The organism is Paraburkholderia bryophila (assembly GCF_003269035.1).
Classification (GTDB): Bacteria; Pseudomonadota; Gammaproteobacteria; order Burkholderiales; family Burkholderiaceae; genus Paraburkholderia; species Paraburkholderia bryophila.
Map to the genome: position 1 here is coordinate 130948 of NZ_QLTK01000009.1, position 22663 is coordinate 153610.

Here is a 22663-nt window from a genome sequence, read left to right on the forward strand (position 1 = left end):
GCAAATCCGCCGCATACATGTGTACACCCGATTCGCGACGAAAACGTGCCAGGGGCCGCCACGAACCCGATTTCAGCCGTCAACGCGTGGCGGGATCATGCGGTAGAATTCCATTTTGGAATAAGGATCGGAAGATGCACTGGCAGCCTCGGATCGCCCACTTGATGCCCGTCCCGCGTGAGTCTTGCCCCGCGGCGGAGCGTCTCGTCCGCCACGCGCGATCGTGTAGCTAGAACCGAGCGCCGCGAAGCGATCGATGTGGGTCAGGCCGTCGGTTGCGCTTCGCTCCCCTAGAAGATTTCCAGCATTGCGCCCCACGCGCACCGTCAGCCGACGCCTCTTCGACGAGCGCGCCGGGTTGACCTACCGAGTCGTCCGAATATGAACGCACCTCAAGTTTTCGATCCGCACGGCGCCGCCGCTGCGGTGGCCGCCGATCCTGAAGCGCGTCTGCGCGAAATTCCTTATAACTACACGTCGTTTTCCGACCGTGAAATCGTTATTCGCCTGCTAGGCGACGACGCCTGGGCGGTACTCGCCGAATTGCGCGCGGAACGCCGCACCGGCCGCTCGGCACGGATGCTGTACGAAGTGCTCGGCGATATCTGGGTGGTGCGCCGCAACCCGTATCTGCAAGACGACATGCTCGACAATCCGAAGCGTCGGGCGCAGTTGATCGAAGCGTTGCATCACCGCCTGACCGAGATCGACAAGCGCCGTCGTGCGGATCTGACCGCGCACGGCGACGAAGCCGGCGTGGACCGCGCCGCGCGCGTCGACACGCTGGTGCAGGCCGCGCGCCGCGCGGTCGACGATTTCAAGAGCGAGTTCCAGAAGACCTACGACCTGCGCCGCCGCGCGACCAAGGTGCTCGGCAAGGTCACGGAAAAAGACAACATCAAGTTCGACGGGTTGTCGCGCGTCTCGCATGTGACCGACGCGACCGACTGGCGCGTCGAATACCCGTTCGTCGTGCTGACGCCGGATACCGAAGCCGAGATCGCCGGCATGATCAAGGCGTGTTTCGAACTCGGTCTGACCGTGATTCCGCGTGGCGGTGGCACGGGTTACACCGGCGGTGCCGTGCCGCTCACGCCGTTTTCGGCCGTGATCAACACCGAAAAGCTCGAACAGCTTGGTGCGGTCGAAATGACCGAACTGCCGGGCGTCGACCGTAAAGTCGCGACGATTTTCTCCGGCGCGGGCGTGGTCACGCGTCGCGTGACGGAAGCGGCCGAGCAGGCTGGCTTCGTGTTCGCGGTCGATCCGACTTCGCTGGACGCGTCGTGCGTCGGCGGTAACGTGGCGATGAACGCGGGCGGTAAGAAAGCGGTGTTGTGGGGCACGGCGCTCGACAATCTGGCCTGGTGGCGCATGGTCGACCCGGAAGGGAACTGGCTCGAAATCACGCGTCTTGACCACAACATGGGCAAGATTCACGACATCGAAGTCGCGCGTTTCCGGCTCGACTGGTTCGACGGCAACTACGCGCCGGGCGAGAAGCTGTTGCGCACCGAGGCGCTCGATATCAAGGGCCGCGTGTTCCGCAAGGAAGGCCTCGGCAAGGACGTCACGGACAAATTCCTCGCCGGTCTGCCGGGCGTGCAGAAAGAAGGCTGCGACGGGCTCATCACGTCCGCGCGCTGGGTGCTGCACAAGATGCCCGCGCATACGCGCACCGTCTGCCTCGAATTCTTCGGCCAGGCGCGCGAGGCGATTCCGAGCATCGTCGAAATCAAGGATTACCTGTTCGAAACGTCGAAGCAGGGCGGCGCGATTCTAGCCGGTCTCGAACACCTCGACGAACGCTATCTGCGCGCGGTCGGCTACGCGACCAAGAGCAAGCGCAACGCGTTTCCGAAGATGGTGCTGATCGGCGACATCGTCGGCGACGATCCGGATGCGGTGGCGCAGGCCACGTCTGAAGTGGTGCGGATGGCCAACGGCAAGAGCGGCGAAGGCTTCGTTGCGGTCGCCGCCGAAGCACGCAAGCGTTTCTGGCTCGACCGCAGCCGTACCGCCGCGATCGCCAAGCACACCAACGCCTTCAAGATCAACGAAGACGTGGTGATTCCGCTGAACCGGATGGGCGAGTACACGGACGGCATCGAGCGGATCAACATCGAACTGTCGATCAAGAACAAGCTGCAACTGGTGGACGCGCTCGAAGCGTTCTTCAAGGGCGGCAAGCTGCCGCTCGGCAAGAGCGACGACGCGAACGAAATCCCGAGCGCCGAATTGCTCGAAGACCGCGTGCAGCAGGCGCTCGATCTGATGAAGCGCGTGCGCACCCGCTGGGAATTCCTGCGCGACAAGCTCGACCTGTCGGTGCGCGAGGCGCAGCACTATCTGGTCGGTCTCGGCTACGAGGCGCTGGCGGAGAAGTTCGCCGACCGCGCCGACGCGCAGCCGGACGCCACCGTGTTCCACATCACGCAGGACCGCACGATCCGCGTGTCGTGGAAGCAGGAGATCCGCGCCGAATTGCGGCAGATTTTCAACGGCGGCGAATTCAAGCCGATCCTCGAAGAAGCCCAGGCGATCCACAAAAAGGTGCTGCGCGGCCGCGTGTTCGTCGCGCTGCACATGCACGCGGGCGACGGCAACGTCCACACCAACCTGCCGGTCAACTCCGACAACTACGAGATGCTGCAGGACGCCCACACAGCGGTCGCGCGCATCATGAAGCTGGCGCGCTCGCTCGACGGCGTGATCTCCGGCGAGCACGGCATCGGCATTACCAAGCTCGAATTCCTGACCGATGAGGAAATCGGCGAATTCCGCGCGTATAAACAGCGTGTCGATCCGCATGGCCGCTTCAACGCGGGCAAGCTGCTCGAAGGCGCCGATCTGCGCAACGCCTACACGCCGAGCTTCGGCCTGATGGGCTACGAGTCGCTGATCATGCAACAGTCCGATATCGGCGCGATTTCCGAGTCGATTAAAGACTGCCTGCGTTGCGGCAAGTGCAAGCCGGTGTGCGCGACCCACGTGCCGCGCGCGAACCTGCTGTACAGCCCGCGCAACAAGATTCTTGCCACCTCGCTGCTGGTCGAGGCGTTCCTGTACGAAGAGCAGACCCGCCGCGGCGTGTCGATCAAGCACTGGGACGAATTCAACGACGTCGCCGATCACTGCACGGTCTGTCACAAATGCGTGACGCCGTGTCCGGTGAAGATCGACTTCGGCGACGTGACCATGAACATGCGCAACCTGCTGCGCAAGATGGGCAAGAAGAAGTTCAATCCGGGCAACGCGGCCGGCATGTTCTTCCTCAACGCGACCAATCCGCAGACCATCAATCTCGCGCGCACCGCGATGATGGGCGTCGGCTACAAGGCGCAGCGCCTCGGCAACGAAGTGCTGAAGAAGTTCACGAAGAAGCAGACGGCGCACCCGCCCGCAACCGTCGGCAAGCCGCCGGTCACGCAGCAGGTGATTCACTTCATGAACAAGAAGATGCCGGGCAATCTGCCGAAAAAGACGGCGCGCGCGTTGCTCGATATCGAGGACAACAAGATCGTCCCGATCATCCGCAATCCGAAGACGACCACGGCCGATACGGAAGCGGTGTTCTACTTCCCGGGCTGCGGTTCCGAGCGGCTGTTCTCGCAGGTGGGTCTTGCCACGCAAGCCATGTTGTGGGAAGCGGGCGTGCAAACCGTTCTGCCGCCGGGCTATCTGTGCTGCGGCTACCCGCAGCGCGGCTCGGGCCAGTTCGACAAGGCCGAGCAGATCGTCACGGATAACCGTGTGCTGTTCCACCGCGTGGCCAACACGCTGAACTACCTCGACATCAAGACGGTGGTGGTGTCGTGCGGGACCTGCTACGACCAGCTCGCCGGCTACGAATTCGAGAAGATCTTCCCGGGCTGCCGGATCATCGACATTCACGAATTCCTGCTGGAAAAGGGCATCAAGCTCGAAGGCGTGAACGGCGTGCGCTACATGTATCACGACCCGTGCCACTCGCCGATCAAGACGATCGACCCGGTCAAGCTGGTCAACCAGTTGATGGGCTCGGAGAAGGACGGCTACAAGATCGAGAAGAACGATCGCTGCTGTGGCGAATCCGGCACGCTCGCGGTCACGCGCCCCGACATTTCGACGCAGGTCCGCTTCCGCAAGGAAGAGGAGATGCGCAAGGGGGCGGCGAAGCTGCGTGGTATTCCGCTGGTGGCGGAAGCCGGTGCGAACGGGATCAATCAGGCTAATGCGTCGGCCGGCTCGGCGGGGGCGCCGGACGGCTCCGTGCTCAAGGCCGGCGACGGCCCGCAGCCGAACGGCGCCACCGACGTGAAGATCCTGACGAGCTGCCCGTCCTGTCTGCAAGGGCTGTCGCGCTATAACGCCGACGCGGGCACCGAGGCGGACTACATCGTCGTCGAAATGGCGCGCCATGTGCTCGGTGAAGACTGGATGTCCGACTACGTGCAACGGGCGAACAATGGCGGAATCGAGCGCGTGCTGGTTTAATGGCACGACTGACGATTCTTGCCTGAGGACGACGATGGACTGCGTTTTTTGCCGCGAAGACGGTGGCGATGTGCTTTGGCAGGACGACACCCTGCGTGTCGTCCTCGCGGACGAACACGATTACCCGGGCTTCTGCCGGGTGATCTGGAACAACCATGTGGCCGAATTTTCGGACCTCGCCGACGGCGACCGCGATCGCGTGATGAAGGCCGTGTACGCAGTAGAGCGCGCGACGCGGCGCGTCATGCAGCCGGTCAAGGTGAATCTCGCGAGCCTCGGCAATCAGGTTCCGCACGTGCACTGGCACGTGATTCCTCGTTTTTCGAACGACGCGCATTTTCCGCTGCCCATCTGGGCGCCGCGCCAGCGCACGGTGTCCGAGGCGATGCTGTCGTCGCGCCGCGCGCAGGCCACGTTGCTGCGCGAAGCGGTGCGTCAGGAAATCGAACAGGCATTGGGTTGAGCGCCGCGCTCAACCTGCCGCGTCGCGCCACGGCCCCTTCTTCGAGGGCGCAAAGCTGGGACGGCGCGGCGTTTTCTTATGAGGCTCGATCATGAGCGGATTGACCCCCGATACCCCCGTGCCGACCGGCGTGGTGGTGCATTCCAAATCGCGTGTGCTCGAATTGCAGTACGCAAACGGCGAAGTCTACCGGCTGCCGTTCGAGTTGCTGCGCGTGTATTCGCCGTCGGCGGAAGTGCAGGGCCACGGGCCCGGCCAGGAAACCCTGCAGACCGGCAAGCGCGACGTGACGATCACCATGATCGAAGGCGTCGGCAACTATGCGCTGCAGCCGACTTTCTCCGACGGGCACGGCACCGGAATCTATTCCTGGGACCAGTTGTACGACATGGCGGTGCGGCAGGATGAACTCTGGGCCGCCTATCTCGCCAAACTGCAAGCGGCCGGTGTCGACCGTGATACGCCGATGATTCCATCCGGCGCTGCGCACGGGCACTGTCACTGATACGATTCGCCCTGATCGCCGCGCTGATGCGGCGCAACATTTCAGAATACGCGAAAGGACAAGCGCGATGAGCAAAACCCACTTCGGCTTTCAATCGGTCGACGAACAGGACAAAGCGCAGAAGGTGGCGGGCGTGTTCCACTCGGTTGCCGCCAACTACGACTTGATGAACGACCTGATGTCGGGCGGAATGCACCGGGCGTGGAAGCTGTTCACGGTCGCTCAGGCCAACGTGCGGCCGGGTTACAAGGTGCTCGACATCGCGGGCGGCACGGGCGATCTGTCGAAGGCCTTCGCGAAGCGGGCCGGCGAAACCGGCGAGGTCTGGCATACCGACATCAACGAATCGATGCTGCGCGTGGGCCGCGATCGTCTGCTGGACAAAGGGGTGATTACCCCGGCGCTGCTCTGCGACGCCGAGAAAATTCCCTTTCCGGACAACTACTTCGACGTGGTCACGGTGGCGTTCGGCTTGCGCAACATGACGCATAAAGATGTCGCGCTGGCCGAAATGCGGCGCGTGCTAAAGCCGGCGGGGCGCCTGCTGGTGCTGGAATTCTCGAAGGTGTGGGATCCGCTCAAAAAAGTCTACGACGTCTATTCTTTTAAGGTGTTGCCTTGGTTGGGCGAACGCTTTGCGAAGGACGCCGAGAGCTATCAGTACCTGGCGGAATCGATCCGGATGCATCCGGACCAGGAAACTTTAAAAACAATGATGGAACAAGCGGGCCTGGACGGCGTCAAATATTACAATTTGTCAGCTGGCGTGGTAGCTTTACATGTGGGGACCAAATACTAGGGTTCCTAACCCATCGATTTTTAAAGGAAAGTACGAAAATGTCCGATTCAGGTGTGTTATCTCCCCGTAAGGTTAAGCGGTCGCTGGTGAGAAGAATCGGACTGATCGCGATGGTCGGTCTGATCATGGCCGGCTCGCTCGCTTCGCTCGATGCGGAAGCTCGCCGCATGGGCGGTGGCCGTAGTATTGGCCGTCAGTCGAACACGGTTCAGCAGCAATCCGCCCCCTCGTCGCCCTCCCAAAGCAATTCGGCCATGCAGCAGCGTGCGCAGCCGGCTCCGGCGCCTTCGCCGGCTGCCGCCGCCGCGCCTAACCGCTCGCGCTGGCTCGGGCCGATCGCCGGTCTGGCCGCAGGTCTGGGTATCGCCGCGTTGCTGTCGCATTTTGGTCTGGGCGGCGCGTTTGCCGGCGCCATGGCCAATATGATCGTGATCGCCGTGTTTGCCATGATCGGTATCTGGCTGGTCCGCCGCTTCATGAACCGCAAGCGCGACTCGGGGCAACCGGCGTACGCAGGCGCTTCGCCGTCGCTGAATGCCGGCAACACCGGCTACGCGCCGCAGGAACCGCGCTACAGCGCGCCGCCCGCCGGCTCTTATCTCGAGCCGCAAGGCAACCCGCTGAATACGCCGACCATCAACCCGGCGCCGGCTGTACCGGCCGGTTTCGATTCGGACGCGTTCCTGCGTAATGCCAAGGTGTACTTCGTGCGGCTCCAGGCCGCATGGGACGTCGGCAATACGGAAGACATCCGCGAATTCACCACGCCGGAAATGTTCGCTGAAGTGAAGGTGGATCTGTCCTCGCGCGGTTCGGAGTCCAACCAGACGGACATCGTCCAGTTGAACGCCGAGATGCTGGGCGTCGAAGAGCGCGCGAACGAGTACTTCGCGAGCGTGCGCTTCTCCGGCCTGATCCGCGAAGCGCCGGGTGCGGCTGCGGAGCCGTTCGTCGAAGTGTGGAACCTGTCGAAGGCGAACCGTGCTGGCGAGGGCTGGCTGCTAGCGGGTATCCAGCAGGTCGCGCAGCACTGACACCGTCACGCGACAGCGTCGGGGCAGCGCGGTTTGCCCTGACTTTGCACAAAGCGTTGGCCGTTCGGCATAGCAGGCCGCGAAGCGAACGGACGTTACAATAGGAACCCGCGCGGGCACATCGCCCGCGCGGGTTTTTTCTTGCCACTTTCAATGACCCTCGCCGCCAAGCCCTTCGCTGCTGCTGTCAATCATCTGCTCGCCCGCGAATCGTGGGCTCGTGAGCGCCTCGCCCCTTATGCGGGCAAGACCGCCAGGCTGGCATGCCCGCCGGTCGTGTTGACGCTGCTGGTGCAGCCCGACGGCTATCTTGGCGCGGTCGGCGAAACCGAGGCGCAACAGTTCGACGTGACCATCTCGGTGCCGCCCGACGCGTTGCCGGCCTTCGTGCAGGGCGGCCAGGCCGCCGTGATGAAGCACGTGAAGATCGAAGGCGACGCGGAGTTCGCCACGGTGATCGCCAAACTCGCCGAGCATCTGCGCTGGGAGCCGGAAGAGGATCTGGCGAAATTCATCGGCGACGGGCCCGCCTGGCGGGTGGCGTCGGTCGTGCGTACGGTCGGCGAACACGTGCAGCGCACCGGGCGCAACCTGCTCGACACCGCCGCCGAATATCTGCTCGACGAGAATCCGCAACTGGTGCGCCGCGCCGCGCTCGACGATTTCAACGTCGAACTGGCGCGCGCGCGCGACGCGCTGGCGCGGGTCGAAAAACGCGTCGAGCGTCTTGAACAGAAGGTCGAAGCCCGCGGCGCCGATGCGCCGGGCGGCGCCGCCATGTCGCGCGGCACGCGCTAGTCAACGGGCACAACTATGCGTTTTCTGCGTTTTCTCAAGATTTTTTTCACGGTTATCCGCTTCGGTCTCGATGAGATGATGCTCGGCCGTATCAACGATCGGCGCGTGCGGTTGCTGCTGCGCATCGCCATGATCGGCCGCAAGTTCGAAGCGCCGCCGGGCGTCCGTTTGCGGCTCGCGCTGGAAAGCCTCGGGCCGATCTTCGTGAAGTTCGGCCAGGTGTTGTCGACGCGCCGCGACTTGCTGCCGGTCGATATCGCCAATGAATTGGCGAAGCTGCAGGATCAGGTGCCGCCGTTCGATTCGGCAGTGGCGATCGGTTTGGTCGAGAGTGCGCTCGGCGCCCCGGTCGACGTGTTGTTCGACGACTTCGAGCGCGTCCCGGTGGCGAGCGCGTCGATCGCGCAGGTGCACTTCGCGAAAGTGAAGGCAGGGCAGCATGCGGGCAAGGCCGTCGCAGTAAAGGTGCTGCGCCCGAACATGCTGCCGGTGATCGACTCCGACCTCGCGCTTCTGCGCGATATCGCCGTGTGGGCGGAACGCTTGTGGGCCGACGGCAAGCGCCTGAAGCCGCGCGAGGTGGTCGCCGAATTCGACAAATACCTTCACGACGAACTCGATCTGATGCGCGAGGCGGCCAACGGCAGCCAGTTGCGCCGCAACTTCGCCGGGCTCGATCTGCTGCTGGTGCCGGAAATGTACTGGGAGTTCTGCACGCCCACGGTGCTGGTCATGGAGCGCATGGTCGGCGTGCCGATCAGCCAAGTCGAGACGCTGCGCGCGGCGGGCGTGGATATTCCCAAGCTGGCGCGCGAAGGCGTCGAGATTTTCTTCACCCAGGTGTTCCGCGACGGTTTTTTCCACGCGGACATGCATCCCGGCAACATTCAGGTGAGCCTCGACCCGGCGCACTTCGGCCGCTATATCGCGCTCGACTTCGGCATCATCGGCGCGCTGTCGGACTTCGATAAAAACTATCTGGCGCAGAACTTTCTCGCGTTCTTCAAGCGCGACTACCACCGCGTCGCCACGCTGCATCTGGAGTCGGGTTGGGTACCGCCCACCACTCGCGTCGAAGAACTCGAAAGTGCGATCCGCGCGGTCTGCGAGCCGTATTTCGACCGCGCGCTGAAAGATATTTCGCTCGGTCAGGTGCTGATGCGTTTGTTTTCCACGTCGCGCCGCTTCAACGTCGAGATCCAGCCGCAACTGGTCTTGCTTCAGAAGACCATGCTCAACGTGGAAGGGCTCGGCCGCTCGCTCGATCCTGAACTGGATCTGTGGAAAACCGCGAAGCCGTACCTCGAACGCTGGATGAACGAACAGATCGGCCTGCGCGGCTGGTACGAACGGCTGAAGATCGAGGCGCCGCAGTGGAGCAAGACGCTGCCGCAGTTGCCGCGCCTGATTCATCACGTGCTGGCCGAGCGGCACGACAACAAGCACGGCGCGAACGACGACATGATTCGCCAGATCCTGCTCGAACAGAAGCGCACCAACCGTTTGCTGCAAGGCCTGCTGTTGTTCGGCGTGGCGGTCGGCGTGGGCGCGGTGCTGGCGCGGGCGTTTCTGGCGCTCGCGTACGGCGGCTGATTCAGATCCGATCCACGAGGTATCCGATGAGCGACCCGACCCAACCATCCGTGCCCGACTTCGCGACCCGCGACCCCAATTCGCCGCGGTTCTGGGACGAGCGTTTCGAGCGCGGCTTCATGCCTTGGGATCAGGCGGGCGTGCCGTCGGCGTTTCAGGCTTTCGCCACTCGCCATGCAGGCGCTGCCGTGCTGATCCCGGGTTGCGGCAGCGCGTACGAGGCGCTCTGGTTGGCCGAGCACGGCAATCCGGTTCGAGCCATCGATTTCTCGCCCGCTGCGGTCGCGGCGGCGCACGCGCAGTTGGGCGCGCAGCACGCGCAACTCGTGGAGCAGGCGGACTTCTTCAGCTATGAGCCGCCCTTCGCGCCCGAATGGATTTATGAGCGGGCCTTTCTCTGCGCGTTGCCGATCGCGCTTCGCGCCGATTACGCAAGGCGTATGGCCGAACTTTTGCCCCACGGCGCGCAGCTGGCCGGTTTCTATTTCATTGGCGCGACACCGAAAGGACCGCCGTTCGGCATCGAACGCGCCGAACTCGACGCGCTGCTCACGCCGTATTTCGAGCTGATCGAAGACGAGCCGGTGAGCGACTCGATTCCGGTGTTCGCCGGACGTGAGCGCTGGCTAACCTGGCGTCGTCGCGGCTGAGCGCTATGCGTCCGCGTTCGGCGCGGGACGTCGGCCGCCCTTGATTCGACCCTCGCCGCCCCCATTTACGCGTCCGGCGGCTGCGTCGGGCGCCCATCCCTGAAAAGCGGGGGAGGGACATCGTTTGCGGCTATAATTCAAGGCTTTGCAAGCGTTTACTAGATTTCAGTAGGGAAAAGATCATGCCGATCTACGCGTATCGTTGCGAGTCATGCGGCTTCGGGAAGGACGTGCTTCAGAAGATGAGCGATCCCCAGTTGACGCAATGTCCCGAATGCGGGAAAGACACGTTTCGCAAGCAGGTGACTGCAGCCGGTTTCCAGTTGAAGGGTTCGGGCTGGTACGTCACCGATTTCCGCGGCGGCAATAGCGGCGCGGCTGCGCCGGCTAAAGCCGACGCGAATGGCGCGGCCAATGGCGGCGCGGGCGAAAATGCCGCGGCTGCCAATAATGGCAGCGCGAAATCCGACGCTGCCCCGGCGGCGGCCGGGTCACCGAATGCAGCCGCAACGCCGGCCGCGCCTGCTGCCGCACCGGCAGCGGCGCCGAGTTCGAGCGGTTCCGGCAGCGCCTAGTCGGACTGCCGCCCTGACGGGCGGCGCACACGCCGCGCGCCGGTCCTGGCCCGCGCGGCTTTCTGGCGGTACACATGACGACGAAAAAAACGACGCTCAAATCGGTGTTCCTGACTGGCCTGCTGGTGCTGGTGCCTTTGGCCATCACACTGTGGGTGCTCGGCCTGATCATCGGCACGATGGACCAGACGCTGTTGCTGCTGCCGAGTTCCTGGCAGCCGGAGCGCGCGCTCGGCTTCCGTCTGCCGGGGCTCGGCGCGGTGCTCACGCTCGCTTTTATCTTTGTCGTCGGGCTGTTGACGCAGAACTTCATCGGGCAGAAGCTCGTGAAGTGGTGGGAAGTCGTGGTCGCGCACATTCCGGTGGTCGGCCCGATCTACACCAGCGTCAAGCAGGTGTCGGATACCTTGCTGTCGAGCAGCGGCAACGCGTTTCGCAAGGCGCTACTGATCGAGTATCCGCGCCGTGGCTCCTATACGATTGCGTTTCTGACCGGGATTCCGGGCGGCGACGTGGTCAACCACCTGAAAGAAGATCACGTCAGCGTGTATGTGCCGACTACGCCGAACCCAACGTCCGGCTTCTTCCTGATGGTGCCCAAGAGCGAAGTGATCGAACTCGACATGACGGTCGACGCGGCGCTCAAATACATCGTCTCGATGGGCGTCGTGGCGCCGTCCGCGCCGCCGGCGCCGGTGCGCCGCACGACAGTCGAGCCTCCGCTGTAATGCCGGTGCGTGGCGTTCGTCGCCGCGCGCCGTTCAACCAATGCATAACGAAAGACAAACATCATGTCGATGAGATCTGAATACTGCGGTCTGGTGACCGAAGCACTGCTGGGCCAATCCGTCTCGCTGTGCGGCTGGGTAAGCCGCCGCCGCGACCATGGCGGCGTTATCTTCATCGACCTGCGCGATCGCGAAGGCCTCGTTCAGGTCGTCTGCGACCCGGACCGCGCGGAGATGTTCAAGACCGCCGAAGGCGTGCGCAACGAATTCTGCGTGCAGATCAAGGGCGTGGTGCGTAACCGTCCGGAAGGCACCACGAACGCCGCGCTGAAAAGCGGCAAGATCGAAGTGCTGTGCCACGAGCTGATCGTGCTGAACGCGTCGATCACGCCGCCGTTCCAGCTCGACGACGACAACCTGTCGGAAACCACGCGCCTCACGCATCGCGTGCTCGATCTGCGCCGTCCGCAAATGCAGCACAACCTGCGTCTGCGCTATCGCGTCGCGATCGAAGCGCGCAAGTATCTCGACGGTCAGGGTTTCATCGACATCGAAACGCCGATGCTCACCAAGAGCACGCCGGAAGGTGCGCGCGACTACCTCGTGCCGTCGCGTACGAACCCCGGTCAGTTCTTCGCGCTGCCGCAATCGCCGCAGTTGTTCAAGCAACTGTTGATGGTGGCCAACTTCGATCGCTACTACCAGATCGTCAAGTGCTTCCGCGACGAAGACCTGCGCGCCGACCGTCAGCCGGAATTCACGCAGATCGACTGCGAAACCTCGTTCCTGTCGGAACAGGAAATCCGCGATCTGTTCGAAGCGATGATCCGTCATATCTTCCAGGAAACGATCGGCGTCTCGCTGGACGAAAAATTCCCGGTCATGCTGTATTCGGAAGCGATGCGCCGCTTTGGTTCGGACAAGCCCGACCTGCGCGTGAAGCTCGAATTCACGGACCTGACCGACGCCATGAAGGACGTCGACTTCAAGGTGTTCAGCACGCCGGCCAACACGAAAGACGGCCGCGTTGCGGCGATTCGCGTGCCGAAGGGCGGCGAGCTTTCGCGTGGCGATATCGACAGCTACACGGAATTCGTGCGCATCTACGGCGCGAAGGGTCTGGCCTGGATCAAGGTCAACGAAGTCGCGAAGGGCCGTGACGGTCTGCAAAGCCCGATCGTCAAGAACCTGCACGACGAAGCGATCAAGGCGATCATCGAACGTACGGGCGCGCAAGACGGCGACATCATTTTCTTCGCGGCGGATCGCGCGAAGGTGGTGAACGACAGCCTGGGCGCGCTGCGTCTGAAGATCGGTCATTCGGAATTCGGTAAGGCCAACGGCCTCGTCGAGTCCGGCTGGAAGCCGCTGTGGGTGATCGATTTCCCGATGTTCGAGTACGACGAGGAAGACAACCGTTACGTCGCCGCGCATCACCCGTTCACAAGCCCGAAAGACGAGCACCTCGAGTATCTGGAAACGGATCCGGCGCGCTGCCTCGCGAAGGCCTACGACATGGTGTTGAACGGCTGGGAAATCGGCGGCGGTTCGGTGCGTATCCACCGTGAAGAAGTGCAGAGCAAGGTGTTCCGCGCGCTCAAGATCAACGCGGAAGAAGCGCAAGCCAAGTTCGGCTTCCTGCTCGACGCGCTGCAATACGGCGCGCCGCCGCACGGTGGCATCGCCTTCGGTCTGGACCGCATCGTGACGATGATGGCCGGCGCCGATTCGATCCGTGACGTGATCGCGTTCCCGAAGACGCAACGCGCGCAGTGTCTGCTCACGCAGGCGCCGAGCGAAGTGGACGAGCGCCAGTTGCGCGAGTTGCACATCCGTGTGCGTACGCCGGAACCGAAGGTGTAAGTCAGCAGGTTCGAGCGTCGCCCGCGCGGTCCGGAAACGGCAGCGTGCGGCGCACGAAGCGGCAACTGCAAGACGGCCGCGAGCGTAGGGAAACGAAAAAGGCGCAGAGGCAACTCCCGGCGCCTTTTTCGTTTTTTGCGTTACAGTCGCAGCACCAGCTTTCGACCGTCATCCGACATGTACCGCGCAGAGCCTGCGCCCAGTTTCCACACCATGCCGAAACCGCCGAAGATTCCGCAATCCGTACTCGTCGTCATCCATACGCCGGCGCTCGAAGTGCTGCTGATCGAGCGCGCCGATCATGCCGGCTTCTGGCAATCGGTGACCGGTTCCAAAGATCGGCTCGATGAAGCATTAGTCGACACTGCCGCGCGCGAAGTCGCCGAAGAGACCGGCATCGTGATCGGCGGCAGGCTCGTGCCGCAAAGCGCGTTGTTCGACTGGCAATATTCGATCGAATACGAGATCTACCCGGAGTTCCGCCATCGCTACGCCGACGGCGTAATCCACAATACCGAGCACTGGTTCAGCGTGCAGGTGCCCGAGCAACTGAACGTGAGGCTGGCGCCGCGCGAGCACACCGCGTTTATGTGGCTGCCCTATGAAGAGGCGGCGTCGCGCTGCTTTTCGTCGTCGAATGCGGATGCGATTCTGCAATTGCCCAGACGGCTCGCGGGGCGTCATGCGGCAGGTGCCGTGGCGGACGACAGCGAGCGTGGCCGATGAGTGTCGGCGGCGCGCGCCGTTTTGCCCGACTGCGTCAATCGCTGCTCGGCCGCCGCTACTGGCAGCGCTATCGCTTCACCAGCGGCAACGACGTCAAGCTGCTGCGCTCCGGCGATGAATTCTTCAGCGCGTTGGTCGCGCGCATCGATGCCGCGCAACGCGACGTGGTGCTCGAAACTTACATCTTCTGCCATGACGAGGCCGGCCGGGCGATCAGCGAGGCGTTGCTGCGCGCGGCCTCGCGTGGCGTGAAGGTGCGCGTGATTACCGACGGCATCGGCACCGCGCGCCTGCCGATGTTCACCGAGTGGCCGTTGGCCGGCGTCGACCATCGAATCTACAACCCGCATCTGTTCGGCCGCTTCGGCTTCTCGCGCACGCACCGCAAACTGGCGGTGATCGACGATCAGTTCGCCTATTGCGGCGGCATCAATATCGTCGACGACTACGAGAATGACGGACAGCGGCTGCCTTACCGGCGCTGGGATTTCGCCGTCGAATTGCACGGACCGGTGGTGGCCGACGTGCGTCAGGCATTCGAGGTGCAGTGGCGGCGGATCAGGCTCGGACATCGGCCGATCGAGTCGCTGGAACCGGACTTCGGGCCGAACACGAACGCGTCGCTCGGCAGTTTGCGGCGCCGCCGGCGACGGCGCAACGAGGCCTTGTGGGCGGGCGGCCAACCGTGCGTGGCGTTTGTCGCGCGCGACAACCTGATCAACCGTCGCGCCATCGAGAAGGCTTATCTGACCGCCATTGGCCAGGCGCGCAGCGAAGTCCTGCTGGCCAACCCGTACTTCATGCCGGGCCGCAAACTGCGTCGCGCGCTGGTGTTGGCGGCGCGGCGCGGGGTGGACGTGAAGCTGATTATCGGGCGCAAGGAGTTCAAGGCGCTCGACTATGCGGTGCCGTTTCTGTACCGCGCGTTGCTGAAGGCCGGCGTGCAGATCGCCGAGTACGAGAAGACGCTGCTGCACGGCAAGGTCGCGGTGGTGGATTCGAACTGGGCGACGGTCGGGTCGTCGAACCTCGACGCGCTGAGCCTGATGCTCAACAACGAAGCCAATGTCGTGCTGGTGAACGATCCCGCGATCGACGCGCTGCGCGAAGCGATTCTGGTCGCATTCAGGGACTCGCGGCGCATCGACGAGGCGCATTACGACGCGCGGCCGGCCGGCGAACGGGCGCTCAACTGGCTGGCTTATACGACGTATCGGGCCGTGATGAAGGTGTTGACGGTGGGTGGGTACGACTGAGCATGAGGCTGAACCCGCGCCTGCGTCTTCCCGACGCACGCGCGTTTCAGACCGATCCTAAAGACTTCGCCGTGACGCGGCAAACATAATCTGCGCTCGACAAAAACCGGCGGCCAGATGCATGGCATGCGTCGCCGGTCCAACGACCTTCTTCACGCCCAGCAGCCGGTTCGACTGCGCACTCACGGCAAGCGGACCGGCCGCGTCACGGAGACGCTCTTGCCCACCTCGCCTGCCGCATCCTCTACGCTATCCGACGATCTTTCCCGCCTTCACGACCGCGCCGTGGAGGCCTATCAGGCCGGTCGTTTCGACGAAGTCCAGGCCCTCGCCAATCGAATCCTCGAACACAACGCCGCGCACGTCGGCGCTTTGCATCTGCAAGGCCTGCTGGCACTTGCCGCGGGTCATGCAGAAGCCGCCCGCACCTCACTCGAACGCGCGATCCAGATTCACCCGGCACCGGTCTTCTACAACACGCTCTACGCGATCCAGCTCAGGTTGGGCGACTTCACGGGAGCGCTCGACAGTCTGCGCCAGGGGCTCGCGATCGACCCGGACTTCGCGGCCTTGCACTACAACCTCGCGTTGACGCTGCAGCATCACGACTGTCTCGAAGACGCGGCCGTCAGCTATCGCCGCACGCTCGAACTCGACCCGGACAACTCGGCCGCGCATAACAACCTCGGGCGTATTCGCGGCGACCTCGGCGCTTTCGACGAAGCCGAGCGGCACTACCGCCGTGCGCTCGAATTGACGCCTGCGAATCTCATCGCCCGAAACAACCTGGCGATGGTTTTACTCGCCACCGGCCGCTATGCAGAGGCGTGGCCGTATTTCGAAGACCGCTGGATCAGCTTCCGGCACGCCGACGGCCGTCCGGCACGCGAGCCTGTGCGGGTGCCGCTGCCGCGATGGGCCGGCGAGGGCCTGGGCGTTGGCATCGATCAGCCGACCGGACGCGTGGCTTATCGAAACCTGCTTGTGCTGGACGAACAGGGCTTCGGCGACAGCTTGCAGTTCGTCCGCTATTTGCCGTTGTTGCTTGAGCGTTTTCCCCGGGTGGGCTACGTCTGCCCACCGGCATTGCGTCGTCTGTACGAGCAGTCTTTATGCGCCCGCTGGCCGGGACTCAAACTGCTCGACGCCGTGCCGGTCGAACTGAACGACTGGGATTGCTACTGTCCGCTGATGTCGTTGCCGATGGCGTTCGATACGCAGGTGAACACGATCCCGGCCGGGCGGCCCTACCTGCACGCGGATTCGAAACAGGCCGCCGTCTGGCGCGCGCGACTGGATGCGCTGCCAACGAGGCGTCTACCGCGCGTCGGCATCGTGTGGGCGGGCGGCCATTCGGGTCTTGCCGTAGACCGCTTGCGCAGCCTCACGTTCGGCCAGATCGCGCCGCTGCTGACGCTGCCGCACATTCATTGGATCAGTCTGCAAAAGACAGACGACCCGTCCAAACTCGCCACCCCCACGGCCTGCCCAGACCCAAACCAGAACGCGAATCCCCACCCGCTAACCGACTGGAGCGCCGATCTCACGGACTTTGCCGACACCGCCGCCTTGATCGCCAACCTCGACCTCGTGATTTCAGTCGATACTTCAGTCGCCCATCTCGCCGCGGCGATGGGCAAACCCGTCTGGTTGCTCAATCGTTTCGCGGGTTGCTGGCGCTGGCTTCAGGGTCGCGACGACAGCCCGTGGTATGCGAGCCTGCGTCTCTTCACGCAGCCGCGCCGAGGCGACTGGGGCGACGTTCTGACGCGGGTCGCCACGGCCCTCCAGCAGCGCTTCGCCAACGCCGCCACACCGCTCCAAAACCCGCGCTGACGCTAATCCTTCTCGATTCCGGCCGACTTGCTGCATCATGTCGGCCGGCTGCGGCAATTGGAGAACGTGAGCACCTTCACCGGCAACCTCTGTCTGAAGGCAAAGGCCTGGCAAAGGCCTCTAAAAAATCTGATTCCTCCGATTGACGGATACCGCAGAATTGGAACCTGGTTAGAAACCGGTTTCTAATAAAGTCCTTGTTTAGCGGGCGGCCGCCCACAATAATAGTACGGCCGTTCGATTTTCTTTCGGTCACATTAGAACGGTAAAAAGCTATGCGAAAAGGCGAACAAACGCGAGCCGCGATTCTCGAAGCAGCACTCGATCTGGCAAGCCGCGACGGACTGGAAGGTCTGACGATCGGGCTACTGGCCGAGCGCATGCAGATGAGTAAAAGCGGTGTGTTCGCGCATTTCGGGTCGCGCGAGGATTTGCAGGTCGAAGTCGTGCGCGAGTATCACCGTCGTTTCGAAGACGAGGTGTTCTTCCCGAGCTTGCGTGAGCCTCGTGGCTTGCCGCGCTTGCGCGCGATGATTTCCCGCTGGATCGAGAAACGCATTCAGGAAGTCACGACGGGGTGCATCTACATCAGCGGCGCCGTCGAGTACGACGACCGCGCGGATAACCCGGTGCGTGAGCAACTGGTATCGAGCGTGACGATCTGGCGTGCGGCACTCACGCGCGCCATTTCGCAGTCGATGGAAGAAGGGCATCTGCGTGCCGACACCGATCCGCAACTGATGCTGTTCGAACTGTATAGCTTCACGCTCGGCCTGCATCACGACGCCCGTTTCCTGCACCTGCCGGACGCTGTGCGCCTCACGTGGGCCGCGCTGGAAAAATTGATTGTTTCGTATCAAAGCGAAAGCCGTTAGCCGAGCCGCCGAACCTCAAAAGATTCGCGGCGCAGAAAGTTCCGATCCACGAACGCAGCTAACAGCCTGGCTTCTTGTCAAACTTGGAGAGAGTCATGGGACAGTACGCCGCGCCGCTGCGCGACATGCAATTCGTGTTGCACGAACTGCTTAACGTCGAAGCCGAAATCAAGCAGATGCCGAAGCACGCGGATCTCGACGCCGACACCATCAACGCGGTGCTCGAAGAGGCCGGCAAGTTCTGCGCCGAAGTGCTGTTTCCGCTCAACCACAGCGGCGACCAGGAAGGCTGCACGTACGTCGGCGACGGCGTCGTGACCACGCCGAAGGGCTTCAAGGAAGCGTACAGGCAATACGTGGAAGCCGGCTGGCCCGCACTGGGCTGCGATCCGGAATACGGCGGCCAGGGCCTGCCGGCGTTCGTCAACAACGCGTTGTACGAAATGCTGAACTCGGCGAACCAGGCATGGACCATGTATCCGGGTCTGTCGCACGGCGCGTACGAATGTCTGCACGCGCACGGCACGCCTGAACTGCAAAAGGCTTATCTGCCGAAACTGGTGGCGGGCGTCTGGACCGGCACGATGTGTCTGACCGAGCCGCATTGCGGCACCGACCTCGGCATTCTGCGCACCAAGGCCGAACCGAATAGCGACGGCTCGTACGCGATCAGCGGCACCAAGATTTTCATCTCCAGCGGCGAACACGATCTCGCCGAGAACATCGTTCACCTGGTGCTCGCGCGTCTGCCGGGCGCACCGAACGGCACCAAGGGCATTTCGCTGTTCATCGTGCCGAAGTTCGTGCCGAACGAAGCCGGTGAACCGGGCGAGCGCAACGGCGTGAAGTGCGGTTCCATCGAGCACAAGATGGGCATTCACGGCAATGCGACTTGCGTGATCAATCTCGACAACGCGCGAGGCTGGCTGGTCGGCGAGCCGAACAAGGGCTTGAACGCCATGTTCGTGATGATGAATGCCGCGCGTCTCGGCGTCGGCATGCAGAGTCTGGGCCTGACCGAAATCGGCTATCAGAACTCGTTGACGTACGCGAAAGAGCGTCTGCAGATGCGTTCGCTGACGGGCCCGAAGGCGCCGGAAAAGGCCGCCGACCCGATCATCGTGCATCCGGACGTGCGCCGCATGCTGCTCACGCAGAAGGCCTATGCCGAAGCCGCGCGCGCGTTCTCGTACTGGTCCGCGCTGCATATCGACAAGGAACTGTCGCACGCCGACGAAGCCACGCGTAAAGACGCCGCCGACCTCGTCGCGCTGCTCACGCCGATCCTGAAGGCCTTCCTGTCGGACAACGCGTTCGAAAGCACCAACCACGCCATGCAGATCTACGGCGGCCACGGTTTCATCGCCGAGTGGGGCATGGAGCAGTACGTGCGCGACGCGCGTATCAACATGATCTACGAAGGCACCAACGCGATCCAGGCGCTCGACCTGCTCGGCCGCAAGATTCTCGGCGACATGGGCGCGAAGATGAAGAAGTTCGGCAAGCTGGTGTCGGATTTCGTCGAAGCCGAAGGCATCAAGCCGGAAATGCAGGAGTTCATCAACCCGCTCGCCGACATCGGCGAAAAGGTGCAGAAGCTGACCATGGAAATCGGCATGAAGGCCATGCAGAACCCGGACGAAGTCGGCGCCGCCGCTGTGCCGTATCTGCGTACCGTCGGTCACCTCGTGTTCTCGTACTTCTGGGCCCGCATGGCACGTGTCGCACTCGATAAGCAAGCGTCGGGCGATCCGTTCTACAAGGCCAAACTCGCCACCGCGCGTTTCTACTTCGCGAAGCTGCTGCCGGAAACGGCCATGACGATCCGTCAGGCGCGCGCCGGTTCGAAGTCGATGATGGAAGTCGACGAAGCGCTGTTCTAAAGCCACATCACGGCAGGCGCCGCGCGCAACGCGAGCGGCGCCTGTGTCAGCCACACATCACATCGTGGAGCGTCCATGGGCGTTTCACGACATCCGCATAACTCCCCGGAGGAACGACGTGAGCAATCTGATCATTCGCAAGGTAGCCGTGCTCGGCGCCGGCGTGATGGGCGCGCAGATCGCCGCGCACCTGATCAACGCCAAGGTGCCCGTGCTGCTGTTCGACCTGCCCGCCAAGGAAGGCCCGAAGAACGCGATCGCGCTGAAGGCGATCGAGAATCTGAAGAAGCTGTCGCCGGCGCCGTTCGGCGTGAAAGACGACGCGCAATACATCCAGCCCGCCAATTACGACGACGACATCGAGAAGCTCGCCGAATGCGACCTCGTGATCGAAGCCATCGCCGAGCGAATGGACTGGAAGCACGACCTGTACAAGAAGGTCGCGCCGCATCTCGCGCCGAACGCGATTTTCGCGACCAACACGTCGGGTCTGTCGATCACGTCGTTGTCGGAAGGTTTTCCGGATGAGCTGAAGGCGCGCTTCTGCGGCGTGCACTTCTTCAATCCGCCGCGCTACATGCATCTGGTCGAACTGATTCCGACCGCCACGACGCGGCCGGAAATTCTCGATCAGCTCGAATCGTTCCTGACGAGCGTGGTCGGCAAGGGTGTCGTGCGCGCGAAGGACACGCCGAACTTCATCGCCAATCGCGTCGGGATTTTCTCGATCCTCGCGGTCGTGACCGAAGCCGCGAAATTCGGCCTGCGTTTCGACGAAGTCGACGATCTGACCGGCGCGCGTCTGGGCCGTGCGAAATCCGCGACGTTCCGCACCGCGGACGTGGTCGGTCTGGATACGATGGCGCACGTCATCAAGACGATGCAGGACACGCTGAAGGACGACCCGTTCTTCCCGGTCTACGAAACGCCCGCCGTGCTGGCCGAATTGGTGAAGAAGGGCGCGCTCGGTCAGAAGACCGGCGGCGGTTTCTACAGGAAAGAAGGCAAGGCGATCAAGGTGCTCGACCCGAAGACGGGCGAGTACGTGGACGGCGGCGCGAAGGCCGACGAACTGGTCGGCCGTATCCTGAAGCGTCCGGCGGCCGAGCGTCTGAAGCTGCTGCGTGAATCGGAACATCCGCAGGCGCAGTTCCTGTGGGCGATTTTCCGCGACGTGTATCACTACATCGGCGTGCATCTGGAATCGATCGCCGACAACGCGCGCGACGTCGATCTGGCGATCCGTTGGGGCTTCGGCTGGAACGAAGGTCCGTTCGAAGGCTGGCAGACGGCCGGCTGGAAGCAGGTCGCCGAGTGGGTGCAGGAAGACATCGCGGCAGGCAAGGCGCTGTCGAACGTACCGCTGCCGTCGTGGGTGCTCGAAGGTCCGGTCGCTGAAAAGGGTGGCGTCCATACGAACGAAGGCTCGTGGTCGCCGGCGTCGAAGACGTTCGTGCCGCGCTCGTCGCTGGGCGTGTACGACAGGCAGGTGTTCCGTGCACCGCTGGTCGGCGAGACCTCGGCCGATCCGAAGACCTACGGCAAGACGCTGTTCGAAACCGATGCCGTGCGCGCGTGGGTCGACGACCGCGCGGGCGAGAACGACGTGTTGATCGTGTCGTTCAAGAGCAAGATGAACACGATCGGACCGTCGGTGATCGACGGTTTGACGCAGGCTATCGAACTCGCCGAGAAGGACTACAAGGGTCTGGTGGTGTGGCAGCCCACCTCGCTGAAGCTCGGCACGCCGGGCGGCCCGTTCTCCGCCGGCGCCAACCTCGAAGAAGCGATGCCCGCGTTCATGATGGGCGGTGCGAAGGGTATCGAGCCGTTCGTCAAGAAATTCCAGCAGGGCATGCTGCGCGTGAAGTACGCGAGCGTGCCGGTCATCTCGGCCGTGTCGGGCATCGCGCTCGGCGGCGGTTGCGAGCTGGCGCTGCATAGCGCGAAGCGGGTTGCGCATATCGAAAGCTATTTCGGCCTGGTGGAAGTCGGCGTCGGCCTCGTGCCGGCCGGCGGCGGCCTGAAGGAAGCGGCGCTGCGCGCGGCGGAAGCGGCGACGCAAGCCGGCGCGACCACCGACCTGCTGAAGTTCGTGCAGAAGTCGTTCGAAAATGCGGCCATGGCAAAGGTCTCGGCCTCCGCGCTGGACGCCCGCGCCATGGGTTACCTGAAGCCGTCGGACACGATCGTGTTCAACGTGTTCGAACTGCTCGACATCGCGAAGAAGGAAGCGCGCGCGCTGTCCGCGGCGGGTTACCGTCCGCCGCTGCGCGTCACGCAGGTGCCGGTGGCTGGGCGCTCGGCGATCGCCACCATCAAGGCGTCGCTCGTCAATATGCGCGACGGCCGCTTCATCAGCGAGCACGACTTCCTGATCGCGAGCCGCATCGCCGAGGCGGTGTGCGGCGGCGATGTCGAAGCCGGCAGTCTCGTCGACGAAGAATGGCTGCTGCAACTCGAGCGCCGTGCGTTTGTCGACCTGCTCGGCACGCAGAAGACGCAGGAACGGATCATGGGCATGCTGCAAACCGGCAAGCCGGTTCGTAACTAAGCGGCCAACACGTGTATGGGGTGGGAGCGGGCGCCAAAGCGCCAACTCC

At 63.2% G+C, this 22663-nt stretch carries 17 protein-coding genes; all 17 read left to right on the forward strand.

What is annotated here, in order from left to right; translation table 11 throughout:
* Positions 1 to 381 precede the first annotated feature (381 nt).
* Positions 382 to 4476, forward strand: coding sequence for a DUF3683 domain-containing protein (locus BX591_RS16430; protein ID WP_111932454.1), 4095 nt, complete (start codon positions 382 to 384; stop codon positions 4474 to 4476).
* A gap of 34 nt (positions 4477 to 4510) precedes the next feature.
* The gene (locus BX591_RS16435; RefSeq protein ID WP_035553468.1) at positions 4511 to 4939 is read left to right on the forward strand and encodes an HIT family protein; all 429 of its coding nucleotides are present in this window, start codon (positions 4511 to 4513) and stop codon (positions 4937 to 4939) included.
* 91 nt (positions 4940 to 5030) lie between these two features.
* The gene (locus BX591_RS16440) at positions 5031 to 5444 is read left to right on the forward strand and encodes a gamma-butyrobetaine hydroxylase family protein (RefSeq protein ID WP_111932455.1); all 414 of its coding nucleotides are present in this window, start codon (positions 5031 to 5033) and stop codon (positions 5442 to 5444) included.
* 67 nt (positions 5445 to 5511) lie between these two features.
* Positions 5512 to 6243, forward strand: coding sequence for a bifunctional demethylmenaquinone methyltransferase/2-methoxy-6-polyprenyl-1,4-benzoquinol methylase UbiE (gene ubiE / locus BX591_RS16445; protein ID WP_111932456.1), 732 nt, complete (start codon positions 5512 to 5514; stop codon positions 6241 to 6243).
* Positions 6244 to 6281: 38 nt separating this feature from the next.
* Entirely contained in the window at positions 6282 to 7277 is a 996-nt protein-coding gene (locus BX591_RS16450) for a Tim44 domain-containing protein (protein WP_111932457.1), read from the forward strand.
* Positions 7278 to 7430: 153 nt separating this feature from the next.
* Positions 7431 to 8075, forward strand: a complete 645-nt coding sequence (locus BX591_RS16455; protein WP_111932458.1) for a ubiquinone biosynthesis accessory factor UbiJ — start codon at positions 7431 to 7433, stop codon at positions 8073 to 8075.
* Positions 8076 to 8090: 15 nt separating this feature from the next.
* Positions 8091 to 9668 (forward strand): ubiquinone biosynthesis regulatory protein kinase UbiB, encoded by a 1578-nt coding sequence (gene ubiB, locus BX591_RS16460; RefSeq protein WP_111932459.1) that lies wholly within the window; start codon positions 8091 to 8093, stop codon positions 9666 to 9668.
* A gap of 26 nt (positions 9669 to 9694) precedes the next feature.
* Entirely contained in the window at positions 9695 to 10318 is a 624-nt protein-coding gene (locus tag BX591_RS16465; RefSeq protein WP_111932460.1) for a methyltransferase domain-containing protein, read from the forward strand.
* A gap of 182 nt (positions 10319 to 10500) precedes the next feature.
* Positions 10501 to 10893 carry an FmdB family zinc ribbon protein gene (locus tag BX591_RS16470; protein ID WP_111932461.1) on the forward strand — a complete coding sequence of 131 codons (393 nt, stop codon included), beginning with the start codon at positions 10501 to 10503 and terminating at the stop codon, positions 10891 to 10893.
* 74 nt (positions 10894 to 10967) lie between these two features.
* A complete protein-coding gene (locus BX591_RS16475) occupies positions 10968 to 11621 on the forward strand; it encodes a DUF502 domain-containing protein (protein WP_035553453.1) in 654 nt (217 codons plus the stop codon).
* Between the two features lie 63 nt (positions 11622 to 11684).
* Complete coding sequence (aspS, locus tag BX591_RS16480) at positions 11685 to 13484, forward strand: aspartate--tRNA ligase (protein ID WP_111932462.1); 1800 nt, start codon at positions 11685 to 11687, stop codon at positions 13482 to 13484.
* A 213-nt stretch (positions 13485 to 13697) separates the two neighbouring features.
* On the forward strand, positions 13698 to 14210 hold the full coding sequence (nudB, locus tag BX591_RS16485) for a dihydroneopterin triphosphate diphosphatase (RefSeq protein WP_111932463.1): 513 nt from the start codon (positions 13698 to 13700) through the stop codon (positions 14208 to 14210).
* On the forward strand, positions 14207 to 15466 hold the full coding sequence (gene clsB, locus BX591_RS16490) for a cardiolipin synthase ClsB (RefSeq protein WP_111932464.1): 1260 nt from the start codon (positions 14207 to 14209) through the stop codon (positions 15464 to 15466). Before nudB ends, clsB begins: the two co-directional genes overlap by 4 nt.
* Positions 15467 to 15685: 219 nt before the next feature.
* Positions 15686 to 17302 (forward strand): tetratricopeptide repeat protein, encoded by a 1617-nt coding sequence (locus BX591_RS16495; protein WP_244147028.1) that lies wholly within the window; start codon positions 15686 to 15688, stop codon positions 17300 to 17302.
* A 275-nt stretch (positions 17303 to 17577) separates the two neighbouring features.
* Positions 17578 to 18177: a TetR/AcrR family transcriptional regulator gene (locus tag BX591_RS16500; RefSeq protein ID WP_035553448.1), complete on the forward strand. Its 600-nt coding sequence runs from the start codon at positions 17578 to 17580 to the stop codon at positions 18175 to 18177.
* A 95-nt stretch (positions 18178 to 18272) separates the two neighbouring features.
* Positions 18273 to 20060 (forward strand): acyl-CoA dehydrogenase C-terminal domain-containing protein, encoded by a 1788-nt coding sequence (locus BX591_RS16505; protein WP_111932465.1) that lies wholly within the window; start codon positions 18273 to 18275, stop codon positions 20058 to 20060.
* Between the two features lie 118 nt (positions 20061 to 20178).
* On the forward strand, positions 20179 to 22614 hold the full coding sequence (locus BX591_RS16510) for a 3-hydroxyacyl-CoA dehydrogenase/enoyl-CoA hydratase family protein (RefSeq protein ID WP_111932466.1): 2436 nt from the start codon (positions 20179 to 20181) through the stop codon (positions 22612 to 22614).
* Positions 22615 to 22663 lie beyond the last annotated feature (49 nt).

What these genes read in the sequence shown, in the direction of transcription:
- BX591_RS16430 (WP_111932454.1), top strand. Translation starts at nt 382, where the DNA reads ATGAACGCACCTCAAGTTTTCGATCCGCACGGCGCCGCCGCTGCGGTG.
- BX591_RS16435 (WP_035553468.1), top strand. Translation starts at nt 4,511, where the DNA reads ATGGACTGCGTTTTTTGCCGCGAAGACGGTGGCGATGTGCTTTGGCAG.
- BX591_RS16440 (WP_111932455.1), top strand. Translation starts at nt 5,031, where the DNA reads ATGAGCGGATTGACCCCCGATACCCCCGTGCCGACCGGCGTGGTGGTG.
- ubiE (WP_111932456.1), top strand. Translation starts at nt 5,512, where the DNA reads ATGAGCAAAACCCACTTCGGCTTTCAATCGGTCGACGAACAGGACAAA.
- BX591_RS16450 (WP_111932457.1), top strand. Translation starts at nt 6,282, where the DNA reads ATGTCCGATTCAGGTGTGTTATCTCCCCGTAAGGTTAAGCGGTCGCTG.
- BX591_RS16455 (WP_111932458.1), top strand. Translation starts at nt 7,431, where the DNA reads ATGACCCTCGCCGCCAAGCCCTTCGCTGCTGCTGTCAATCATCTGCTC.
- ubiB (WP_111932459.1), top strand. Translation starts at nt 8,091, where the DNA reads ATGCGTTTTCTGCGTTTTCTCAAGATTTTTTTCACGGTTATCCGCTTC.
- BX591_RS16465 (WP_111932460.1), top strand. Translation starts at nt 9,695, where the DNA reads ATGAGCGACCCGACCCAACCATCCGTGCCCGACTTCGCGACCCGCGAC.
- BX591_RS16470 (WP_111932461.1), top strand. Translation starts at nt 10,501, where the DNA reads ATGCCGATCTACGCGTATCGTTGCGAGTCATGCGGCTTCGGGAAGGAC.
- BX591_RS16475 (WP_035553453.1), top strand. Translation starts at nt 10,968, where the DNA reads ATGACGACGAAAAAAACGACGCTCAAATCGGTGTTCCTGACTGGCCTG.
- aspS (WP_111932462.1), top strand. Translation starts at nt 11,685, where the DNA reads ATGTCGATGAGATCTGAATACTGCGGTCTGGTGACCGAAGCACTGCTG.
- nudB (WP_111932463.1), top strand. Translation starts at nt 13,698, where the DNA reads ATGCCGAAACCGCCGAAGATTCCGCAATCCGTACTCGTCGTCATCCAT.
- clsB (WP_111932464.1), top strand. Translation starts at nt 14,207, where the DNA reads ATGAGTGTCGGCGGCGCGCGCCGTTTTGCCCGACTGCGTCAATCGCTG.
- BX591_RS16500 (WP_035553448.1), top strand. Translation starts at nt 17,578, where the DNA reads ATGCGAAAAGGCGAACAAACGCGAGCCGCGATTCTCGAAGCAGCACTC.
- BX591_RS16505 (WP_111932465.1), top strand. Translation starts at nt 18,273, where the DNA reads ATGGGACAGTACGCCGCGCCGCTGCGCGACATGCAATTCGTGTTGCAC.